This is a genomic window from Streptomyces sp. NPDC058231 (assembly GCF_042882275.1).
In the GTDB taxonomy this organism is placed as follows: Bacteria; Actinomycetota; Actinomycetes; order Streptomycetales; family Streptomycetaceae; genus Streptomyces.
In genome coordinates, this window is the sequence record NZ_JBHVWN010000038.1 from 58,787 (window position 1) to 80,417 (window position 21,631).

Consider the following 21,631-nt stretch of genomic DNA (forward strand, 5'->3'; position numbering starts at 1 on the left):
GTCCAGGAGGGCGACGTCGAGGCCGGCGGCCCGGGGGGGGAGGGTGTTCAACCCCCCCGGGGGGGGGGCGGGCCCCGCCCCCCCCCGCCACAGGTGCGGTGTTCCGGGTGTGCGAAGGAGTCGTCGGCCAGGTCGGGGTGAGGCCGGTCCGGATCGTCACACCCCGGTCGTCAGCTCACCGTGATGTTGGAGTTCCCGCTGCTCTGGTATCCCTCGGTCGCCATGATCATGTAGTAACTGAAGCTGCCCATGGGCATTCCGTAACGGGCCCATGCGTCGAAGTGGTTGCCTGTGGTGATGCTCCCACCCGTCCTCTTCGACTGCCGGACGCTCCAGTACTGATTGAAGGTCTTGGTGCCTTCGACGGAGGGGGCGTTGGTGCGCGTCGTCTGGTACACGTCGTACGTACCGCCGTCGCTGGTGACGGTGCCCTTGTACGTTCCCGTGGGACGGTACGTGCCCCAGTTGTCCACGATGTAGTACTCCACGAGCGGGTTCGACGCCCACCCGTAGAGCGACAAGTAGGCGTTGCCGGACGGGTTGAAGCTGCCCGAGTAGTTCACCGTCCGGCGCCCGCCGTTGCTCCAGCCCTTGCCGCAGACGAAGTTTCCGACGTTGCTCCAGGACGTGCTGTAGTTGCCGCCGGACCCCAGGTTCATGGACACCGAACCGCCGCCGTCGGTCCAGAACGAGTAGTAGTAGCCGTTGTTGGTGCCGGTCTGATTCGTGGTGATGGTGGTGGCGGCATGGGCGGTGCCGGGCAGCATCAAGCCGGACGTGGCCAGCGCCAAGGCGCCGGCACGGCCGATGAAACCTCTGCGACTGAGGGGCTGGGCAGGGGGGTTGTCCATGTTCATGCTTCCTCCTCGTGAAGGCCGGCGAGTGCCGGACAGCGTGATAGGAACCGGCGGCCCTGTTGGTGGCCAGGATGACGCCGACGTGCGTCGGCGTCATGGAACGCCGTTGGTGTCGGCCTGCCGGCGTGCGGCAGGCGATCGGCAGGCCGGGCCGTGCGGGTGACCCGGATCGACGGCGGTTGAGGTCCGTCGACGGCGATAGGTTGGTCCGGCGCCATCGGGATGTCAACAGTTTCCGCAAGAATTCCGAAAGCTGTTCTCCCGTCAGAGAACTCTCAGGAACACATTTTCCCTGGTCAGTAGCTATGGTTGGTCGATCGAATTCGCGGAACATCGACGGAACTTCGGGTTCCACGGGTAGGGCCCGGGTTACTAATCTCGAAAGTTTCGAATGGCTTTCGGAGCGTGTACGGCCCGGTTGTGGCGGGGGAGCGACGGGACGGCGGCCCGGTCCGGCCGGCAACGCAGGGAGCAGGTCGCCGAGTTGCCGGGGGCTCCCCGGTGCGGTCATGGCGCCCTTGAAATCGCCGCCCAGGAAATCGGCTCGAATTCCCCTTGTCCACGCATCGGTTCAGATGATGGACCGGACAGTCCCACGACCTGCCGGCTGAGACTCTGCGCCGTCGCGCCGACAGCGTCCGGCCCCCGGCTGCCGGTGCCCTCCCACCGGTGGCTACGGTGCGGACATGGCCGACACACTCCGTCCACCTGCCCCGAAGGACATCCGGAGCCCCATGCGGTTCCTGTGGTGGCTGGTGACCAGCCAGCGTCGGCGGATCGCCGCCGGGGCCACGCTGGGCACCCTGTGGACGACCGGCCTGGCCGTGCCGCCCTACTTGCTGTCCCGCGCGATCGACGACGGGTTGCGGGCGCGGGACGGCTCCGCGCTTCTCGGCTGGACCGCGGCCCTGCTGGCCATGGGAGCGGTGAACGCGGTCCTGGGGATCGCCCGGCACCGAACGATGACGAAGGTGCGCATGGACGCCTCGTTCCGCACCGTGCGAGCCACCGTACGGCACGCCACCGTCCTGGGTGCCGGACTGCGGAGCCAGGCCTCGGCGGGTGACATCGTCACCATCGGCATGGGAGATGTGCAGGTGATCGCCCGGTCCTTGACCTCCACCGGGCCCGGCGTGGGTGCTGTCGTCGCCTACCTCGTGGTGGCGGCCCTTCTGCTGTCGATCTCGCCACTGCCGGCCGTGGTGGTGCTGGCCGGAGTACCGCTGCTCGCCGTCACGGTCGGGCCGCTGCAGCGGCGGCTCCACGGGGTGGGATCCCGTTACCGGGAACAACAGGGGGCGTTGACCGCTCTGCTGGTCGACGTGGTGAAGGGGCTGCGGGTCCTCAACGGTCTCGGTGGCAAGGACGTCTACGCGTCCCGCTACGGGCGACGGTCCCGGGACCTGCGCGACCAGGGGTACCGGGTGGGCGCCGTGACCAGCTGGGTCGGCGCCCTGGCCACCGGCCTGCCCGCACTGTTCCTCGCCCTGGTCACCTGGCTCACCGCACGGATGGCGGCCGAGGGCACGATCACCATCGGTGACCTCGTCGCCGTGTACGGCTACACGGCCATGCTCGTCGTGCCGGTCTCCTTCTTCATCGAGGGCGGCTCCGACATCGCCCGCGCCGTGGTCGCGGCGCAGCGAGTGACCACCTTCCTGCGCCTGCGTCCCCATCACCTCGACGACGGGGCCGTGCTGGACGCCCCGCCGGGGCCTGCCGTTCTGCACGACCCCGCCTCCGGCGTCCATGTACGGCCCGGCGAACTGACCGCGTTGATCGCCGACCGGCCGTCCGACGCCCCTGCCGTCGTGGAACGGCTCGGCCGCTTCGCCCCCTCGGACGTCGAGTGGGGCGGCATACGCGTCGACGCGATCGCGCTCGCCCGCCTACGGGAGCGCATCGTGGTCGCCGACAACGACGCGGACCTCTTCAGCGCGACCGTACGGGAGACCGTCGCCGGACGGCGGGCGGGCGACGACGACGCGGTCCTGGCCGCGATCGACAGCGTTGCCGCCTCCGACGTCGTCCGGGCGATGCCCGACGGACTGGAATCGGCGGTCACCGCGCAGGGCGGCAACCTGTCGGGCGGCCAGCGCCAGCGACTCCGGCTGGCCCGGGCCCTGTACGCCCGGCCCGAGGTCCTCCTCGCGGTGGAACCCACCTCCGCGGTCGACGCTCACACCGAGGCCGCCATGGCCGCCGGGCTGCGCGCGGCCCGCACCGGTCTGACCACCGTGGTGACCACCACCTCGCCGCTCGTCCTGGAGCAGGCGGACACGGTCGTCTATCTCGTGGGGGGCCGGGTCGGGGCGACCGGCAACCATCAGGAACTCCTGCGCGCCAGGCCCGACTACCGCGCTCTGGTCTCCCGGGGCGCCGGAGAGGAAGAGGTGGCATCCCGATGACCACGCCGCTCCCCGTCGCCGACACCACACGCATCCGCCGCGCAGCATACGGCGAAGTCACTGTCGAGAAAGGCCCGTTCGCGGGAGTACTCGCGCTCAACGCGCTCGCCGCGGCCGCCGGACTGGTCGGCCCCTGGCTGCTGGGCACCATCGTGAACACCGTCAAGGCATCCACCGGCCCGGCGACCGTCGGAACCGTGGACCGGCTGGCGCTCGTCATCGTCGCCGCCATCCTGGTCCAGACCGTACTGTCGCGCTACGCGCTCCTGCTGGCTGCCCGGTTCGGCGAGCGTGCCGCGGCCCGTATCCGCGAGCGGTTCCTGACCCGTACGCTCGCCCTGCCCCCGGCCGTCGTCGAGCACACGCCCACCGGCGATCTGGCCGTGCGCGGCACCTCGGACGTGGACGCCGTGGCCACCGCTCTGCGCGCCGCCGCCCCGGAGGTGTTCGTCGCCGCGACGCAGGCGGTGTTCATCATCGGAGCGGTACTCGTCCTCGATCCGCTGCTGGGCGCCTGCGGACTGTCCTGCCTGGCGGTCGTCCTGATCGCCCTGCGCTGGTATCTGCACCGGGCGCGCACCGGCTATCTCGCCGAGGGGGCGGCCAACTCCGAACTCGCGGAGGTCCTGACCGCGACCGCCGCCGGTGCTCGCACGGTGGAGGCGCTGCGGCTCCAGCAGCAGCGGCTGGACGTCGCCGAGGCCGCGATCTCCAGGGTCCGGGCGGCCAGGCTGCATACGTTGTGGCTGCGATCGGTGCTCTTCCCGGCCGTGGACCTGTCGTACACATTCCCGGTCGTCGGCGTGCTGCTGGTCGGGGGCACCCTCTACGAGCACGGCGCGGCCGACCTCGGCGAGGTGGTCGCGGCCGCCTTCTATCTGCGCCAGCTGATCGGGCCGCTCGACACCATCCTGCTCTGGATCGAACAACTGCAGAGCAGCATGGCGTCGTACGCACGCGTGGAGGGCCTGGCCACCGTTCCCGAGGCCGGGACCCCGACACCGGCCGAACCGGCCGACGACCGTATCGAGGCCGTCCGTGTCACGTACGCCTACCGGCACCTCGGCGACGTCCTGCACGGCATTGATCTCGAAGTGCAGCCCGGGGAGAGGCTGGCCGTCGTCGGTCCGTCCGGTGCGGGGAAGTCGACCTTCGGCCGGCTTCTGGCGGGTGTCGACCGGCCGGGCGGTGGCCACGTCTCGGTCGGCGGGGTGCCTGTCGCCGACCTCCCTCCGGACCGGATGCGCCGCCAGATTGTCCTGATCACCCAGGAGCACCATGTCTTCCGCGACACGCTGCGGAACAATCTCCTCATCGCACGCCCGTCCGCGACGGACCTCCAGCTTCGTGCCGCGCTCGCGGCGGTGCACGCCGGCTGGATCGACGGCCTGCCGCACGGTCTGGACACCGATCTCGGTGATGCGGCTCATCGGCTGGACGAGCCGCACGCGCAGCAGCTCTCCCTCGCCCGGGTGATCCTTGCCGACCCGCACACCGTGATCCTCGACGAGGCGACCGCCCTGCTGGATCCGGCAGCGGCGCGCCTCACCGAGCGCGCCCTTGCCGCGGCCCTCCAGGGCCGCACCGTCATAGCCATCGCCCACCGCCTGCAGACGGCCCACGACGCGGACCGCATCGCCGTCATGGAGGCCGGTTCCCTCTCCGAACTCGGGACACACGACGCACTGGTCGAGGCCGGCGGCGGGTATGCGGCACTCTGGCGTTCCTGGCACGGCGACTGACCGCTGTCCGGGATCCGCAGCGCACCGAGAGGTCCGGAGAGCATCCGCCACCGCCGCCGCGGACGACAGCGGCGGCCGACCTCCGGCCATCGGCTGCGCGTCGGCAGGGCGGTGCGAAACGATCCCGCTGCCGGCCGCGGCCAATTGCGATCACCGGGTGAGCCCGCAGGCCGTACGTCGGTTGTCAGTGGCCGGTGCCATCCTGTCGCCATGGACGAGCTGATGCGGCGGCGGGTGTACGGCGCCGACCACGACGACCCGGACACGGGCCCCCGGCCGGGCCATGACTACCGCGAGCTGGTGGGTGGTCCGCTCGACGGACTGCTGCTCGACGTGACGGGCTGGTCGCAGCAGGCACTCGCCGACGGAGCCGCGCTGGTCACCGAGATAGGCATGCACGGTCCCGGAGGCAGATCGGAGTACGGGCCGCGGACGGCCGATCCGTCGAAGTGGGACTGGCGGGGGGACGCCCGCTGAGTCAGGGGGCGTCGTAGTGATGGGCGGCGGCGCCTTGCCATTCCACCAGGGCGGGGGTGTCGAGGGCCCGCTTCGGATCCGCCATGCCGGCGTCGCCGAGGAACGTGATGAGGTCGCCGTCGTTGTGCGCCAGCCCGAGCTGTTCCTCGCGGCCGTTGATGTGCACCGTCACGAGCCTGGCACCGGATGGCGTGGGGGCGTGAACGATGATCGGTGAAGTCGCCATGATTCCAGGGTGGCGCGTGCTGCCGTACGGCGCGCCTCCGGCTGGTCCGGATGCGTGGCACACAGGCCGGCGGGAGGACCGAGGGGGCGGACCGCTTTCCCTGACATGCCGACGCCGGCCCGGCCCTCACAGCTGACCGGATCTCGTCCTGGCTCCTCGAGGAAAAGTGTGCCCGCGCCGACCGACGACAGGCACACTCCACCTCCGGCCGGATTCGGTATCCGTCCGGTGCCTTCCTTCCGCCACCTCCGACGACAGCTCCGGTGTCCGCGCCGCTCAGGGTCAGCGATCGTCGTCCTCCGTCCGCCGCTCCCCTTCGGCCTGCGACGGCTGGGTGCGCGTGGTGGCGGGATGCCGCTCCTCAGCCGGGTTCATGTCCTCTTCCAGCCGCTCGCCCTCTGCCTGCGACGGAGTGGGGTACTCGTCGTTCAGGCGCATGGCTACCTCCACGATCGGAATGTATGCCCACAGAACGAGCGTAACGCCGCGGAGGGTGCTGCCGCGTGCGGCACTCGTGGCGCCGGCGTCGCGGGAGCGCGGACCTTCCGTCCGTCACCGGGCCGGGGAGACGAAGACACCATGCGCAGCCCCCCTGCCGGGGCGCGGAGGGAGCCACGTCGATCCGCTCCGCGCGGCCGGTGGCGGCCCCCGGTCAGTTGCCGGTGGTGAGGACCATACGGAAACGGGCCGCGCCACTGAGCATCCGCTGGTAGGCGTCGTTGACCTCCTCCAGGGGCGCCGTCTCCACCATCGGCCTCACTCCGGCCTGCGCGCTGAAGGTCATGGTGTCCTGGACGTCCTGGGCCGTGCCCGACGGGTGGCCCTGGACGGAGCGGCTTCCCGTGATCAGCTGCAGCGGGCTGATGTGCAGCGGGTCCGGGATGACGCCGAGCGCGATCAGCTGCCCACGGTGGCGCAGGCCGTCAAAGGTGGCCGTCATCGCGTCGGCGTTGGCTGCCGTCGCGAGTACGACACGGGCGCCCCCCAGCGCCTGGAGCGCCTCGGCGACGTCGGTGGCGCTGCTGTCGATGTAGTGCCGGGCGCCGAGCTCTCGTGCCAGTGCCTCCTTCTCACCACCGCGGGCGATCGCGACGGTGTCGAAGCCGAACCGGCTGGCGTACTGGACACCCAGATGCCCCAGGCCGCCCACACCGAGGACGGCGACGAGGTCACCGGGGCGGGCGGGGCTGCGCCGCAGGGCGTTGTACGTGGTGACACCGGCGCAGCCGAGCGGCGCGGCGTCCACGGCCGACAACCCGTCAGGAATGCGGGAGAGTGCGGTGACCGGGGCCACCATGGCGTCAGCGTAACCACCGGGGTAGGCCCAGCCGGGTACCTGAAGGTTCTGACAGTTGATGAAGTCACCTTCACGGCAGGGCAGACAGTGGCCGCAGTTGCCCCCGAACCAGCCGACCTCGACGCGGTCGCCGACCTGCCATCCGGTCACCTCTTCTCCGAGGGCGTCGATGCGTCCGGCGACCTCGTGGCCGGTGACCAGCGGGAACTGCACGCCGGGCAGGCCGGCGTTGACGAACGCCGAATCCGTGTGACAGATGCCTGACGCCTCGACGGCGATTCGGACATGGCCGGGTCCGGGCTGGGGGAGTTCCCGCTCGACGATTTCGAACTTCCCACCCGCGGTGTTTACCTGGGCGACACGCATGGTGTTCATGGATCTCTCCGTTTGTAGAGCAAAGGGGGAGGGGACGTGAGAACAGCCGGGTTCTGATGAAAAGGCAGAGTCCGTACGGCCGCCGCGGGGAGCGCAATGCCCGATAGCCATATCCGATGAAGAGGCTGTTTTTTCAGTATATTCCCGATTCACTGAACAGCCTCGCAAGCCGGGCGAACGAAGAATTCCGGAACGAATTGGGTGTGTCGTTGCGGGTTCGGGGCGTGGCTCCGCCCGCCGCATTCCCCGCTGCCCGCTGCCCGCTGCCCGCTGCCCGCTGCCCGCTGCCCGCTGCCGCGGGCGGCGGCCTGTGCTTGCCCGGGGCGATCGCTGCGGCGCGGCGAGGAATTGTCATGCACTATTCAGTCGACCGCGTGGTGGTCTCGCAGGCCTTCCGTGCCCCGGACTCCGGCCGATGCTCCCCCGGGGTCGAGGGGGACGGAGCGGAGGGAGGAGAGGCGGTCGGAGCGGAAGGATGATGAAGTCTGTATCCGGAGGTTTGTCCCAGCCGGTTGGTGCGGGACACAGGCGAATGCCGTGGTGCCGCGGTCACCCGTGGGTGCACTGGTACGGCAGGAGGCTCCCGGCGGCGGGATGGTCGGTGTCGCCGAACTCTCCGCCCGGTCGTCGGAGGGCGAGTCGGAGCGGCTTGATCGCAGCCCCGGGGCCGACTTCACTTGAGCTGTGCGAACGACCCGTACCGTCCGGCGGGGTGTCGCCCTCCGGAGCCCGGGCGGCACGTCTCGCTCGCCCGGACCGGGTTGTCCGAATCCCGCCGCAAGCCCCGCATGAGGCCTCCCCAAGTATGGGTTTGAGTAAGGGGATTGGTACCCTCCAGTACTGCTAAAATGATCATTAAATCCAGTAGGCTGACGGCGCGTCATACGCGCATCGGAGGGGTCAGTCTCCGGGGCCCCATCGCGAAGGAGCAGTTGTTGGTCCACCGGTCCGTGACTGGGTCGTCGGATGGGCAACTGCTGTCGTCGTGATGCGACTTGAAAAGAGTCTCATGACGTCATTGATCAATGATCCACTTTTGTGGATCACACTAGTTGTGCTGGTCGCCGGCACTCTTGTCGTGCTACGCGCACGGAGAACCAACATGGCGCTCCGTAAAAAGAGGGCCGCCCTCGAAAGCGGTCTCGAAGCCGCGGAGCAGGAGCGTCATCGCCTCGCTGCCGAGGACATCGGTCTGCGCAACCGACATGCCACCGAGCTGGCTGAGGTACGCCAGGATGCGGCGGAGGAGACCAAGGCGGTCCTCAAGGCGGCCATGCTGACGCTGCAGGTACTCGCCGACGACCAGCAGCGCTTCATCGCCCAGATGCAGGGGAAGCACGGCGACAACTCGGACGTCCTGGCCGACCTGATGCTGGTCGACCACACCAACTCCCAGTTCAGTCGTCGTGCACAGGGCATCGCGGTGCTGTGCGGCGGCTGGCTGGGGCGGCGCGAGGGCATCGCCTCGGTGTACGACGTGGCACGCAGCGCCCAAGGTCGTATCCGGCACTTCGACCGGGTCCACATCCATACCCAGGTCACTTTCTCGGTCGTCTCCCGGGTTGTCGAACCGGTCGCGGTCGTGCTGGCGGAACTGCTGGCCAACGCCACGAACTCCTCCCGTCCCGACACCCCCGTCGAGGTCAGCATTCAGGCCGTCCCGGCCGGCGTCTGCCTGATCGTGGACGACTACGGCCTCGGAATGAGCCAGGAGGAGAAGGACCGCGCGGCCGCGATGCTGTCGCCGCAGGCACCGGTCGACATCACCAGCCTCGGCAACCCGCCCAGGTTCGGGTTCGCTGTCGCCGGCCTGCTCGCCGCCCGGTACGGCTTCAAGGTCTCCGTCGACTCCGTCTCCCCGTACGGCGGTGTACGCGCCGTGATTCTCCTTCCGGAGAACCTGCTCACCACGGACGTGCCCGAGCCTGCAGGCAGGACCAATACGGAGGAGAACATGGGCGACGCCGACGCCGACGCCGACGCCGACGCCGTGCCCTCGGTGCCGCGGCCGGAGCCGACGGCCCTGCCGGAGCCCCTGGGACCGATCGGGACCACAGCGGGCGGCCTGCCCAAGCGGCGCCGCAGGCCGGTGGAGGTGGTCCGTTCGCAGCCCGAGTCGGAGCCGGAGCCGGTGGCATTCAGCAGCGAGGTGACGGCCTCACGTATCGGGGCCATCGGGGCGTTCCAGCGCGGAACGCAGTCAGGGCGGGAAACGAACACGGAAGGATCTCAGAACCAGTGAATCCCGATCTGTCATGGGTGCTGAACGACGTGCTGCAGGTGAACGGTGCCCGGCACGCGATACTTGTCTCGGCCGACGGCCTGCTCCTGGAACGTTCCACCGATATCCCGCGTGACTCCGCGGAGACCTATGCCGCCGCGGTGAGCTCGATGCAGTCCCTGAGCCGTGCTATCGCCCCCTTCACGGGAGGTCCCGGGAACGGCAAGTGGAGGCAGACGCTGCTGGAGTACGAGCACGGCTGGATATTCCTGATCGCCGCGGGCAGCGGCGCCTACATGGCTGCTGCCGCAGCCCCCGATGTCGACATGGAAGCCATGAGCTTCCGCATGCAGCAGCAGGTGACCGCCCTGGGCAAGGCGATGACCGCACCACCGCGTGAGAACACCGGTGCCGAGTGACCCCCTCCGGCGAGGAAAACCCGGTAACCAGCGACTTTGTCCGTTCTTACGTCATCACCGGCGGCCGGCGACTGCCGTCCGCCGATGAGATGTCACTGCTCACCCTGGTCGTACTGGCCCCCGACCGGGAACTGCCCCCTCAGGCCAGCCCCGAGGTGCGCGCCATCTGGGAGCTCTGCGCGGGAGGTTACCTCTCCGTGGCCGAGGTGGCCGGTCACCTCGGCCTGCCCGTAGGCGTCGCGAGACTCCTGGTGACCGACCTGTTCGAGCAAGGTCATCTACTGCGCCGTGCCGCGCCACCACCTGCCCAGGCCGTCGACAGAACAATCCTCGAAGAGGTGTTGCATGGACTCCAAAGGCGCTTCGCCTGACAACGTTTACGTGTCGAATGCGGTGACCACCGCCGCCAAGATCCTTGTTGTCGGGCACTTCGCCGTGGGCAAGACGACGTTCATCGGCACGCTCTCGGAGATTCCCCCGCTGCGCACCGAAGAGAAGATGACGCAGGCGTCCGTCGACCACGACGATCTGCGGGGCGCACCGGACAAGGAGACGACCACCGTCGCCCTGGACTTCGGTCGCCTCACCCTGAGCGACGAGCTCGTGCTCTACCTCTTCGGCACTCCGGGCCAGCACCGATTCACTCAGGTGTGGGAGGACATGACGCACGGCGCGCTCGGCGCGCTGCTCCTGGTGGACCCGTCCCGGCTCGCCGAGACGTTCCCCGTCATCGACCTCGTCGAGAAGCACGGCCTGGAGTTCGCCATCGCGGTCAACAGCTTCGGCCCGCAGGGCCAGTATCCGGAGCGTGAGATCCGCGAGGCGCTGGACCTGCTCCCCGACACCCCCGTCGTGTACTGCGACGCCCGGGACGAGGCGTCATCCGCCGAGGCCCTGATCGCACTCGTCCGGCACCTTCTGATCCGCGCTGCCTGAACCGCAACCCGTCCCCCATCACCCGGGCCGCCCCCGGGCACTCAAAGGACCGACTCATGGACTTTCAGCAAGCGGCCGCCACACCAGGCGTGCCGACAAGATGCCCCATGCACGGGCAGGACTTCGCTGCCGACCCCTACGGGATTTACGACCAGCTGCGGAACCATGGTCCGGCCGCGCCCGTCGAAATCGCTCCCGGTGTGGACGCCATGCTGGTCACCGCGCACGAAACAGCGCTGCGGGTGTTGCAGAGCCCCACGGTCTTCGCCCGGGACTCCCGCCACTGGGACGCCCTCAACAAGGGCCGAATAGCCCCCGACAGCCCTGTGCTCCCCATGATGGTCTACCGCCCCAACTGCCTGTTCACGGACGGTACCGAGCACCTCAGGCTGCGCAAGGCCGTGACCGAGAGCCTCGACCGGCTGAACCCGACCCGACTCGTGCGGGATGTCGAGCAGATCGCCGACTACCTCGTCAACCAGTTCTGCGAACGCGGCACCGCGGACCTCCTGAACGAATACGCCAAGCTGCTCCCGCTGCTGCTGTTCAACAAGCTCTTCGGATGCCCGGCCGGCATCGGCGACCGGCTCACCCGGTCGATGGCCGCGCTCTTCGAAGGCGAGGACGCGCTGCGCGCCAACGAGGAACTCAACGCGTGTCTCATGGAACTGGTGTCGCTCAAGCGGCGTGAGCCCGGCGACGACGTGACGTCCTGGCTCATCCAGCACCCGGCCGGGCTGCGTGACGAGGAACTCAAGGACCAGCTCGTCATGTTGATGGGCGCGGGCATCGAGCCCGAGCGCAACCTCATCGGCAACGCCCTGCTCCTGCTGTTCTCCAAGGAGGAATCGGCGAAGGGGGCCAGCATGCTCATCGACGACGCCCTCGACAACGTCCTGTGGAACAACCCGCCCATCGCCAACTACGCCACTCACTTCCCGCTCCAGGACGTCGATCTCGGCGGGGTCGTGGTCAAGGCCAACACCCCGCTCGTCATCAGCTTCGCTGCCGCCAACAGCGACCCCAGCCTCGCCGACGCCCGCCAATCCCGGAGCATGGGCGCCCACCTGGCGTGGGGTGCGGGCACTCATGCCTGCCCGGCCAAATCCCCGGCCCGGCTCATCGCCGTCACGGCGATCGAGAGAATCCTCAACTCGCTGCCCGACGTGACACTTGCGGTCCACGAGAGCAGTCTTCAGTGGCGCCCGGGCATGTTCCACCGGGCCCTGGTGTCCATGCCGGTGACGTTCAGCCCCACCGCGCCCACCCGAATCGCCGCAGCGGCCCTCGCCCACGACGTGCGGCGCCCGGCGGTGGCCGAGCCGTCCAGGCCGTCCGTTCAGGCGACTGCCCCGGCGAAGCCGCAGGCGAAGAAGACCATGTGGAGCACCTTCCTCGACCTGTTCCGTGTCTGAGGGCAGGCTGTAAAGGTTCCGCCAGGGCCTGAGGTGCCCGGTGAGCGTCGTCGGACATGGGACGTCATCGGGCACCAAGCCTGCGGCCGGGTCCTGCCGTGCAGGAGCCGGCCACAGGCCGGACATTGCCCGGCGGGACCGGCAGGCCGCGCGCGGACGACACGGCATCCCGCAACATCGACCACAAGGGCGAAGCCGTGTGGACCGCGGAGTGTGAGTCACGCGTCCCAGCCAGCCCGTAGGTGGTTCGGACGGAGGAGTCAACTCAGCGACGAGTTGGGCTCCACCTCCAAGCCCGGTCCGTCAGGTCCGGGTCAAGGCGCCCAGCGGGAGAATGCCCGCGACAGACCCCGCTTCAGGAATCCCGCCAGAGGCCGCTCCACGAAGCGGTGGATCGACCAGCTCAGGGCCAGACCGCCGACGAACAGGCCGACGAGCAGCAGCCGGGCGTCCACCCTGGAGTGCAGATAATGGATCGCGGTGACCCCGACCGCGTAATGCACCAGGTAGAACGGGTAGGTCAAGGAGCCGGCCGTGGTCAGCCACTTCCAGCGGATCCGGTCCGTCAGACCGAGCGATATGCATGCCATGACGAACAGGAACACCGTGTAGAGAACCAGCGAGCCGGTCCAGGTCGACACTCGCTCGAATCGGACCCTGCTGAGCAGCTCGTGCTGCGACATGACCCAGGACAGTCCGAGGATCCCCCACAGGAGCAGATCCGAGCCGAAGCGATGCATCAGATACAGGGCGAGGCCGGCGATGAAGAACCACGCGGAGTCGGGATCGGCGAGCGTGATGAGCAGCGGGACCCCGGACTTCGCCGCGAAAGCTGAGACCGCGCCCCACACGCAACAGAAGACGACCACCTTGCGGTAGGTCAGACCGGTGGCCACCACGATCAGGAAGATCAGGTAGAAGCGGAGCTCGGACCAGAGCGTCCAGTACACGCCGTCCACATGCGGTACTCCCACGCCCTGCTGGAGCATCGACAGGTTGAGGATCACCTGAGTGGGCTTCAGCGCGTGGAAGACAGCGGGGGCGGCCGACAGCACCACCGTGGTGAGGAGTACCGCGAACCAGTACGCCGGGTAGAGGCGTATCACCCGTGAGACGAAGAACTCCCCGGGCCGACGGCCCCAGGAGGACATGCAGATGACGAATCCGCTGATGACGAAGAAGAACTCGACGCCGATCCAGCCGTAGGCGGCGACCGGGACCAGATGCGGGAAGATCTCTCCCGTCGGCCGACCCCAGACCGTGTTGCCCGGAGCGTCGACGCGAGCCGTGCCGATGTAGTGGTGCGCGGCCACCAGGAGGGCGGCCACCAGGCGCAGACCATCGATCACGAAGAGCCTGGTCGCACGCCGGGGTGCCGCCACCACCTCCGGTCCGGCCACCGTCTCCGGCCCACGGTCCACCTCGGATGCCGCGGGCTGCGGCATCCGCCGTACGCCCCCTCGCCCCTCCAACTGCTGCATGCCGTGCCCCTGTCTGATCCCGCAAGTCGGTTGTCGCCACTCAACGGGGCATGGGCGAACCGAAGGTGTCCAGCAGGGGAACGCGAAGCCCGGCATGTGCTGTCGGCGTCGGAAAACCCGGGCCCGGGGCACGGTGGTTCCCGTGCCCCGTGCCCGGCACGTTCCGGAGGGCGTGCTCGGCCGGCGGATCCCGGAGCCGCATCCGACGGCCGGACACGCAAGGCGCCCGGCCGGGGTCTCCCGGCCGGGCGCCTTGCCGGACCGCTCGCGGCCGGAACCGGCCGACGACGGCGCCGCCACGACCCCTCGGATCCGCCCCGGGGTCGTTCAGGGCGTACCGGTCAGACCGTCTCGACCGCGGCCGGGGCGTGGCCGGGGTCCGCGGACGCCGGCCGACCGCGCCGCGACCGGGACATCCAGGCGGCGACCACAGCGCCCGAGATGTTGTGCCAAACGGAGAACACCGCGGCCGGCAGGGCGGCCAGCGGGCTGAAGTGAGCGGCCGCCAGCGAGGCGGCAAGGCCCGAGTTCTGCATCCCGACCTCGAAGGCCATGGCACGGCTCGCGGGCCGGCCGAGTCCGGAGACCTTGCCCGCGGCGTAGCCGAGAGCCAGACCGCAGCCGTTGTGCAGCACCACGGCGATCAGCACGCTGACGGCGGCCGCCTTGATCGTGCCGGCGCTGGCCGACACGACAGCGGTGACGATCGCGGCGACCGCCAGCGACGACAGCCAGGGCATCACGCCCAGCACGCGGTCGACGAGCTTGCCCGCGACCAGCCGCACCACCAGGCCGCCGAGCACCGGGAGCAGCACCGTCTTGAGGATGTCCGTCATCATCGAACCGGCGTCCACCGGCAGGTACGCCCCGGCCAGCAGCAGCGTGAGCGGAGGCGTCACCAGGGGGGCGAGCACGGTGGAGACGGTGGCGACGGAGACCGACAGTGCCACGTCTCCGCGGGCGAGGAAGGTCACCACATTCGACGCCGTGCCGCTCGGCGCGCAGCCGACCAGGATCACACCGGCCGCCAGCTGCGGCGGCAGTCCGAGCAGATGGGCGATGAGCCAGCCGAGCCCGGGCATGATCACGTAGTGCGCGACCAGGCCGATCGCGACGGCCCACGGACGCTTCGCCACACCCTTGAAGTCGAGCGGGGTCATCGTCAGCCCCATGCAGAACATGACGGTTCCCAGCAGGTAGGGAACCGAGCTCGCCCAGCCCGCGAACGTTCCGGGGGTGACGAGGCCGGCTGCGCCCGCCACGAGTACGAGGACGGGGAAAACGGTGACGGCCCGCTTCGCCGCCTTGTCGCCGGAGGCCGTTTGATCAGGGGTTATCTGTTCGGTTTGCACGAGCGCGATGAGACGCCGCGAGCCCGCCCCTCCGCAACCGCGTCTCGATATGTGGACGCAATGTCCAGGATGTGTCCGGGCCGGCCGTCGTAGCGGCGGGTGCCGTCGACACCGGTCGGGGTGCGGCGCTGCCGTCTGCTACTCCTCCGGCCGGCCCGGAAGTTGACCGCGCCGGTCGCCGTACCCCCCGGAGCGGCCGGACCTCCCTCATGACGTCCGCCGGCCGCTCGTCTCCTCACAGGTAGGCCGGGGAGACCGCGGCCGTCAGCAGTCGGCGCGGGGCGCCGCCGCCGTCGGCCGACACGGTGTAGAGGTCGGCGCCGTAGTCGCCCGGGAGCGCGTACGTGAGGGTGGTGTCGTTCTGCCAGACCACCTGATCGTCCACGCTGCGGGTCTCGGCCAGGGGATGGTCCTCGAGCGTGCGCAGGTCCAGGACGTGCAGCCGCCACGGGGCGTCGGCGGGCAGGCCCTCGTCCCGTCTCTTGTAGGCGATGCGGGAGCCGTCCGGGGAGAGGGAGGGACACTCCACGTTCGTCCGGAGCGTGGTGAGGGTGCGGGTGCGCAGGTCGCCGCGTACCAGATACGTCCGGCCCTTCGTGGCGAGCGTCGCGTAGAAGTGCCGGTCGTCGGCCGCGAAGGTGATGCCCCAGAAGTTGACGTCCGCGGAGCGGTAGCGGTGGCCGTCCATGCGTATCGCGAAGCCCTCCAGTGTCGGGGTGAGCTTGCCCGTGCGGGTGTCGAGGATCGCCGCGCGGGTGGAGAAGTTCGTGCCCGCGTAGCTGTCGCCGCCCACGAATACCGTCCAGGCCGCCAGCCGCCCGCTGGGGGAGACCCTGGCGCGGGAGGGGATGCCGGGGACCGCGTAGTGTGCCCGCTCCCTCAGGTGCGCGTCGAGGATCGTGGCCCGGTAGCTGTCCTGTACGGCACCGTGCACGGTCTGGAGACAGACGCCGGTCCCCGAAGCCGCGTAGAAACGCAGGCACTTGATGCCGGATGCCGTGCGGGCGCCGGTGGGCGAGTCCGCCGCGACCGTGGTCAGCTCGTCACGGTGCGGCCCCCATGCCATGTTCCGGAATGCGATCCGCCGCTTGTCGGTGAGCGTGACCCGACCCGCGGCGACCGCGGGGCCGCCCGGCCTCGCCACGTCACGCCGGTCCGAGCGTGCCGCGGCGTGCAGCACGGAGGCCGTGGCGACCGCCGCGAGCACGGCGACCGCGCAGACCAGGACCAGCAGTTTGGTACGCAGTGACGTCATACGGAAACCCTTGTGGTCGGGCCGAGCCGGAACGAGAACACGGCGCACACGGCGAGTGCGGCCGCCGACGCCAGCAGCGCCGTGCGATCGCCCCACACCGTCCACGCGGCGCCGAAGGCCGACGAGCAGACGAACCGGGCGACGGCCTGTCCGGTCTGCACCAGGGCGAGCCCGGACGAGCGCAGCTCTTCGGGCACGCTCTCCGACGCCGCCGCCATCAGGACGCCGTCCGTCGCGGCGTAGAACGAGCCGTGCAGCACGAGCACGGCGTACGGGAGCGCCGCGCCGTGCCAGGACGAGAGCAGCAGTCCGTACACGGCGAGCAGCGCCACGTGCCCGGCGAGGAACACCCGCCAGGGGCCCACCCGGTCGGCGAGCCGTCCCAGGGGCATGGCGAGCAGCAGGAACGCGGCGGCTGTCCCGATCGGCAGCAGCGCGAACCAGCGGTCGGGTACGCCGAGGCGGCGCTGGAGCAACAGGTAGACGAACGAGTCGCTGACGGTCGCGAGTCCGAGCAGCAGGGCGCAGACGCAGACGCGCCGGATGCTGCGCCGCTGCAGCAGGGCGAGGGCTGCCCGGAGCGTGGGGCGGGGGTGAGGGACCGTCTCCTCGGTACGGCGTGCGGCGGCACCGCCCGGCACGAACAGGACCAGCACCAGCACTCCGGCCACGGCGACACAGAAGCTCACCGTGAACACGGCGTCGTAACCGTCGACCGTGGCGCGCAGGATCAGAAAGGCGGCGAGCGGACCGAGCAGGGCGCCCGCGGTGTCCATCGCGCGGTGCACACCGAAGGCCCTGCCGCGGGATTCCGGTGACGACGACAGGGAGATCAGTGCGTCGCGCGGCGCGGTGCGTAGGCCCTTGCCGGTGCGGTCGGCCGCGAGGACGAGCCCGATGGGCGTGAGGGTGTGAGCGACGAGGAGGAGGGGTTTGCAGAGCGCCGAGAGGCCGTAGCCGATAACCGCGACGGGCTTGTGGCGCCCGCCTCCCCGGTCCGCGAAATGGCCGCCGACCAGCCGCACCAGGGCCGAGAATCCGTTGTAGACACCGTCCAGAAGACCGAAACCGAGGGGGCTGAGGCCGAGCCCCGCCACCAGGTAGAGCGGCAGGACCGCCGTCACCATCTCCGACGACACGTCGGTGATCAGACTGACCGTGCCGAGCGCCAGCACCGTGGGGGCGACCGCGACGCGCCGCCGGGCCGGGGGAGTGCCCGGACCGGCGGCGAGCTCGGCGGAACCCGCGCGGGCGGCGCGGCTGTCCGCTACGTACATGTCAGGACGCCCAGACTCCGGTGATGTCCTTGGCGGACGCCGCGTTGCCCGCGTGACCGAGGCCGTGCATGTCCTCGAGCGTGCGCAGCAGGTCGTAGTGGTTGTAGGTGGTGGAGGACGAGGAGCCCGGGGTCACCTGCTGGCCGTAGAGGACCGTGGGGATGCGGTTGCTGCTGAGCTGGTTGTCCTCGTCGAAGGTGACGACGAGAAGGCTGTTGTGGGTCTTTGCCCAGGTCGCGTAGGCGCTGAGGTTGTTCTTGAGCCAGGTGTCACCGGTCGACACCGAGCAGTCGTGCATGTCGCTGCACAGGTTCGGGACCACGAAGGAGACCTGCGGCAGCTTCGTGTAGTCGGTGGGGAACTGCTGGAAGGTGTACGCGGACGAGGTGGGGACGTTGCTGAAACCGAACCACGGGTTGTGCTTGCGGGCGTAGTTGCCGCTGCTGCACGTGGTCGAACCCTGGCTGGGCAGCGTCTCGTTGTAGCTCGCCCAGGTCTTGCCCGCCCCGATCAGCTCGGACGCGAGGTTGGGCTGGCTGGAGAATCCGGCGGTGTAGCAACTGTCGTTGGTGATGCCCTGGGTGGAGCCGGAGAACAGGGCGAAGTAGTTGGGCTGACTGGGGTGCGTCTCGGCGTAGGAGGCGCTCAGGTTGGCGCCGCCGCTCTTCAGCGAGTTGATGTACGGGGCGCTGGAGGAGCCGATGACCTGGCTGTAGCCGTGGTTCTCGAAGACGACGACGACCACGTGGTCGGGGGTCGGCACGTTGGCCGCGGCCTGTGCGGACGAGGCGCCGCCGACGCCGTTCCACAGGCCGATGACGGCGGCGGTGGCCACGGCCAGGGCGCAGGTCAGGGCGGTGCGGCTGCGGCGGAGAGCGGAGTTGCCGGGCACGGGGAACCTCCGGAGAAAGTGATGGGGGAGCGGTGCGAGAAGAGCATGCTCACGCCAACGGATATCCGTTGTACCGCATGCCGGAAGGCACATGAAGATCAGGTGAACGATCGCCGCGCCCGTGGGGCCCGGCCGCTGCCGGTGTCCTGGTGCGGCGACGCTGTCACCGAGACCCCTGCGCCGGTCGTGCCAGCTCGACATTGAACTGTGCTCCGGCCAGCAGGGCGAGGTTGGTGAACCAGACCCAGATCAGGAAGACGACGACCCCGGCGAGCGATCCGTACAGCCGGCTGTAGGAACCGATGTAGGTGGCGTAGAGAGTGAAACCGGCCGACGCGACGAGCCACAGGAACGCGGCGAGCACTCCGCCGGGCAAGCCGCGGCGCAGCCCCTTGGCCGCCGCCGGCCCGGTCCGGAACAGGACCATGATCAGACAGGCGACGAGGAATGTCAGTACGGGCCACTTCAGCAGCGCCCATACCGTGGAACTCGCGTGCGCGAGGCCCATCCGGTACCCCAGCCAACGGGCCGGCGGACCGGTCAGCACCAACGCGAACGCGCTGGCCATCAGCAGCAGGAGCAGTCCGACCGCGGTGGTCACGATGATGTGTGCCTTGCGCAGCGCGGGGCGCGTGTCGCGGACGTCGTACAGGGTGTGGAGGGCGCGGCGGAACACGGCCAGATAGCTGGAGGCGGACCAGACAGCGCTGACGGTCCCCGTCGCGACCAGCAGCCACACTGCGCCGCGTTCCCGGGTCGCGGCCTCCAGCGGGCCGCGCAGCGCGGTACCGGCCTCGGCGGGGGCGAAGGCGGTGATGTCGGTGATCAGCGCGGCTGTCGCCCGGGAGTTGGCCAGCCCGATGAGGGCGACCGTGACGAGCAGCGCGGGAAGCAGCGCGAGGATGGCGTAGTACGTCAGGGCGGCGGCCCAGTCCGAGAGGTCGTCGTTCCACAGGGAGACGGGGGTACGGCGAAGGGCGGCCCCGTAGTGGGCCGCGCGCCCCGAGGACGAGCCCTGGCGCGGGACGCGTTGCGAGGCGGTGGATGTGGTCTTGCTGGACACGCTGGTCTCCGAGGGGCGGGGTGAGGCACGGCGCGCCTTGACGGCGCCGGGAGAGGCGGTGCATCCCCCGGGGTGCGGACGTCCTTTGCTATCACTCCTGCTCCTGCCTCCGATCACTTGGCGTACTCCTGTCGTCGACCCGGTCGCTGCGTATCCTCTGCGCATGATCCAGGCAGTACTGCTAGACCTCGACGCGACCCTGCTCGACTTCGACATGTCCGCCTGGAAGGCGACGGTTCGGGACGTGTGCGACGTCCTGGGCCGATCGGCCTCCGATCTCGACACCGATTCGCTCTGCGATGCCTATACCCGCCGTTACCTCGACCACATGCGCGCGGCCGGCGAGGGGGCGCAGCACCCGCCCGGCCGGATCCCGGACGCCGATGCGGTCTGGAGGGAGATCTGGCGGCAGGCGCTCGACGACTGCGGGCACGCCGGACTCGCCGGATCCGCGACCGACGTGTACAAGCGTCAACGGCGCCGGCGTTACACCCTGTTCGGCGACGTGGTGGAGACACTGGATGCGCTGCGTGACGTCTCCTGCCGACTGGGTCTGGTCACGAACGGTCCGGGTGACGCCCAGCGGGACAAGATCACCGCGACCGGGCTGGACGAATTCCTGGACATCACCGTGATCTCGGGCGAAGTGGCCGTGTCCAAGCCCGACCGGAGGATCTTCGACATCGCGCTCGACCGCATGGGACTCGGGGCGGCCGAGGTCTGTCACGTGGGCGACAGCCTGGTGACCGACGTCGGTGGTGCGCTCAACGCGGGCCTGGGTGCCTCGATATGGCTGAATCGCTCGCAGGCGGCGCGCGACCCCCGACTGCGACCGCCGTCGCACGAGATCACTTCCCTTCGCGAACTTCCTGCCCTGATCCGCGAGACTTCCGCCGGCTGATCGGCGGGGCACGCGCGGACGACGAGCGGGCATGCGACCGCGACCCGGAACGTCTCGGCAGGCATGGAGTCGGACCGGACACGGTCCGCCGGCCCATGAGGGGTGGCGACGGGCCCACAGGGTGGCGGGCAAGGTCCGCGCGCCGACCGGTACCGGCGGCGTGGTGAAGGTCAACTCGCTTGTCCGTTCGATGATCACGAGTTAGGGTCCCGGGGCACGTATCGGGGGATCACGGCGGGCGGGGGACATGGCAGGCGAAATCGACGGGACCATGAAGGGCGCGAGCGCGTGGGGGCAGGCTGTCGCGGCCGTGGCGGTGGTGGGGGCACTGGGTGTCGGTCTGTGGGCGTTCGGGGAGACCTCGACCTCGCACGGTGACCTGCCGCCCGCCACGTGCTCGGGAGGGGAGCCGGAGAGGGCGTCCCGGCACGTCACCGGGGCGCAACTGTGCGAGGCGTTGAACCGTCCCGACCTCGCTGAACTGCTGGGCACGCCCGAGCAGAAGGCGAAGACCGCCGGTGGCAGCGGTGGTTCGGTCGAGCTGGCCGGCGGCAAGAAGATCCCGACTCCGTCCGCCCGGGTCGAGTTCGAGACCTACACCGTGACGCTGTCGGCCACCTACGACCGTCTTCCGGTGGCCGGGTCCGCCACACTTCTGGGCGACAGTGCGCAGCAGCGGAAGGTTCTCGGCCGCCCGGCGGTCTTCTACTCGCACCGCACCATCAGCATCCGCTTCCGCCTCGACGGGAGTGACTCCAGCAGCGGTCCCGGCGTCCCGGCCCGCACCGTCACCGTGGCCCAGGACGCGAAGGACGGCGGCGGTTCCTACGATGTGACCCTGTGGCGCTCGGACGGCGTGGTGCCGGACGACGTGGTGTTGCTCGGCGTCGCGGAGACGGTGCTGCCGACGGTGCCCGGCTGGACTGCCGAGAAGTGACCGCCTTCCGGCTCCGGTTGCGTGGACGCCATCGGACCGACCGTCCGCACGTGACGGCCCGGTCAGGTCCTGGGGGTACGGCAGGAACACCGGCCGGAGG

At 69.8% G+C, this 21,631-nt stretch carries 20 protein-coding genes; 10 read left to right on the forward strand and 10 right to left on the reverse strand.

Annotated features, from left to right (window positions below; genetic code table 11):
* Positions 1 to 170: 170 nt before the first annotated feature.
* Positions 171 to 851 (reverse strand): glycoside hydrolase family 11 protein, encoded by a 681-nt coding sequence (locus ACFVXE_RS23815; protein WP_389673882.1) that lies wholly within the window; start codon positions 849 to 851, stop codon positions 171 to 173.
* Between the two features lie 692 nt (positions 852 to 1,543).
* Between ACFVXE_RS23815 and ACFVXE_RS23820 the strand changes: the two genes are divergently transcribed.
* The 3 genes from ACFVXE_RS23820 (at position 1,544) to ACFVXE_RS23830 (ending at position 5,484) form a co-directional block, all read left to right on the forward strand.
* A complete protein-coding gene (locus ACFVXE_RS23820) occupies positions 1,544 to 3,265 on the forward strand; it encodes an ABC transporter ATP-binding protein (protein ID WP_389673884.1) in 1,722 nt (573 codons plus the stop codon).
* The gene (locus tag ACFVXE_RS23825; RefSeq protein WP_389673886.1) at positions 3,262 to 5,007 is read left to right on the forward strand and encodes an ABC transporter ATP-binding protein; all 1,746 of its coding nucleotides are present in this window, start codon (positions 3,262 to 3,264) and stop codon (positions 5,005 to 5,007) included. Before ACFVXE_RS23820 ends, ACFVXE_RS23825 begins: the two co-directional genes overlap by 4 nt.
* A gap of 210 nt (positions 5,008 to 5,217) precedes the next feature.
* Complete coding sequence (locus tag ACFVXE_RS23830) at positions 5,218 to 5,484, forward strand: hypothetical protein (RefSeq protein ID WP_389673888.1); 267 nt, start codon at positions 5,218 to 5,220, stop codon at positions 5,482 to 5,484.
* A 1-nt stretch (position 5,485) separates the two neighbouring features.
* Here ACFVXE_RS23830 and ACFVXE_RS23835 read toward each other — a convergent pair whose 3' ends face one another.
* The 3 genes from ACFVXE_RS23835 to ACFVXE_RS23845 all read right to left on the reverse strand — a co-directional run bounded on the left by ACFVXE_RS23835 (position 5,486) and on the right by ACFVXE_RS23845 (position 7,382).
* Positions 5,486 to 5,710 carry a hypothetical protein gene (locus ACFVXE_RS23835; protein WP_389673890.1) on the reverse strand — a complete coding sequence of 75 codons (225 nt, stop codon included), beginning with the start codon at positions 5,708 to 5,710 and terminating at the stop codon, positions 5,486 to 5,488.
* A 282-nt stretch (positions 5,711 to 5,992) separates the two neighbouring features.
* The gene (locus tag ACFVXE_RS23840) at positions 5,993 to 6,148 is read right to left on the reverse strand and encodes a hypothetical protein (RefSeq protein ID WP_389673892.1); all 156 of its coding nucleotides are present in this window, start codon (positions 6,146 to 6,148) and stop codon (positions 5,993 to 5,995) included.
* Positions 6,149 to 6,362: 214 nt separating this feature from the next.
* Entirely contained in the window at positions 6,363 to 7,382 is a 1,020-nt protein-coding gene (locus ACFVXE_RS23845; protein ID WP_389673893.1) for an alcohol dehydrogenase, read from the reverse strand.
* Positions 7,383 to 8,391: 1,009 nt separating this feature from the next.
* On the opposite strand from ACFVXE_RS23845, the gene ACFVXE_RS23850 reads away from it, so the two are divergent.
* Genes ACFVXE_RS23850 through ACFVXE_RS23870 form a run of 5 tightly spaced genes read left to right on the forward strand, consistent with a single transcriptional unit; the run spans position 8,392 to position 12,373 of the window.
* A complete protein-coding gene (locus ACFVXE_RS23850) occupies positions 8,392 to 9,624 on the forward strand; it encodes an ATP-binding protein (protein ID WP_389673895.1) in 1,233 nt (410 codons plus the stop codon).
* The gene (locus ACFVXE_RS23855; RefSeq protein WP_389673897.1) at positions 9,621 to 10,022 is read left to right on the forward strand and encodes a roadblock/LC7 domain-containing protein; all 402 of its coding nucleotides are present in this window, start codon (positions 9,621 to 9,623) and stop codon (positions 10,020 to 10,022) included. The genes ACFVXE_RS23850 and ACFVXE_RS23855 overlap by 4 nt, the downstream gene beginning before the upstream one ends.
* Positions 10,019 to 10,393, forward strand: coding sequence for a DUF742 domain-containing protein (locus ACFVXE_RS23860; RefSeq protein ID WP_389673898.1), 375 nt, complete (start codon positions 10,019 to 10,021; stop codon positions 10,391 to 10,393). The genes ACFVXE_RS23855 and ACFVXE_RS23860 overlap by 4 nt, the downstream gene beginning before the upstream one ends.
* Positions 10,368 to 10,958 carry an ATP/GTP-binding protein gene (locus ACFVXE_RS23865; RefSeq protein WP_389673899.1) on the forward strand — a complete coding sequence of 197 codons (591 nt, stop codon included), beginning with the start codon at positions 10,368 to 10,370 and terminating at the stop codon, positions 10,956 to 10,958. The genes ACFVXE_RS23860 and ACFVXE_RS23865 overlap by 26 nt, the downstream gene beginning before the upstream one ends.
* Positions 10,959 to 11,014: 56 nt before the next feature.
* Positions 11,015 to 12,373: a cytochrome P450 gene (locus ACFVXE_RS23870; protein ID WP_389673900.1), complete on the forward strand. Its 1,359-nt coding sequence runs from the start codon at positions 11,015 to 11,017 to the stop codon at positions 12,371 to 12,373.
* 314 nt (positions 12,374 to 12,687) lie between these two features.
* Here the strand turns inward: ACFVXE_RS23870 and ACFVXE_RS23875 are convergent, their stop codons facing one another.
* The 6 genes from ACFVXE_RS23875 to ACFVXE_RS23900 all read right to left on the reverse strand — a co-directional run bounded on the left by ACFVXE_RS23875 (position 12,688) and on the right by ACFVXE_RS23900 (position 19,693).
* Positions 12,688 to 13,854: an acyltransferase family protein gene (locus ACFVXE_RS23875; RefSeq protein WP_389673902.1), complete on the reverse strand. Its 1,167-nt coding sequence runs from the start codon at positions 13,852 to 13,854 to the stop codon at positions 12,688 to 12,690.
* 341 nt (positions 13,855 to 14,195) lie between these two features.
* The gene (locus ACFVXE_RS23880) at positions 14,196 to 15,206 is read right to left on the reverse strand and encodes a bile acid:sodium symporter family protein (RefSeq protein ID WP_389673904.1); all 1,011 of its coding nucleotides are present in this window, start codon (positions 15,204 to 15,206) and stop codon (positions 14,196 to 14,198) included.
* A gap of 235 nt (positions 15,207 to 15,441) precedes the next feature.
* Complete coding sequence (locus tag ACFVXE_RS23885) at positions 15,442 to 16,461, reverse strand: TolB family protein (protein WP_389673906.1); 1,020 nt, start codon at positions 16,459 to 16,461, stop codon at positions 15,442 to 15,444.
* Positions 16,458 to 17,738, reverse strand: a complete 1,281-nt coding sequence (locus ACFVXE_RS23890; RefSeq protein WP_389673907.1) for an MFS transporter — start codon at positions 17,736 to 17,738, stop codon at positions 16,458 to 16,460. Before ACFVXE_RS23890 ends, ACFVXE_RS23885 begins: the two co-directional genes overlap by 4 nt.
* Before the next feature lies 1 nt (position 17,739).
* Entirely contained in the window at positions 17,740 to 18,630 is an 891-nt protein-coding gene (locus ACFVXE_RS23895; protein ID WP_389673909.1) for an alkaline phosphatase family protein, read from the reverse strand.
* Positions 18,631 to 18,793: 163 nt separating this feature from the next.
* Positions 18,794 to 19,693, reverse strand: a complete 900-nt coding sequence (locus ACFVXE_RS23900; protein ID WP_389673911.1) for a YihY/virulence factor BrkB family protein — start codon at positions 19,691 to 19,693, stop codon at positions 18,794 to 18,796.
* Between the two features lie 163 nt (positions 19,694 to 19,856).
* Here ACFVXE_RS23900 and ACFVXE_RS23905 point away from each other — a divergent pair, with 163 nt between their 5' ends.
* Together ACFVXE_RS23905 and ACFVXE_RS23910 are read left to right on the forward strand one after the other, a co-directional pair.
* Positions 19,857 to 20,594, forward strand: coding sequence for an HAD family hydrolase (locus tag ACFVXE_RS23905; RefSeq protein WP_389673913.1), 738 nt, complete (start codon positions 19,857 to 19,859; stop codon positions 20,592 to 20,594).
* A gap of 247 nt (positions 20,595 to 20,841) precedes the next feature.
* Positions 20,842 to 21,531, forward strand: coding sequence for a DUF6215 domain-containing protein (locus tag ACFVXE_RS23910; protein WP_389673915.1), 690 nt, complete (start codon positions 20,842 to 20,844; stop codon positions 21,529 to 21,531).
* The last annotated feature ends 100 nt before the right edge of the window (positions 21,532 to 21,631 follow it).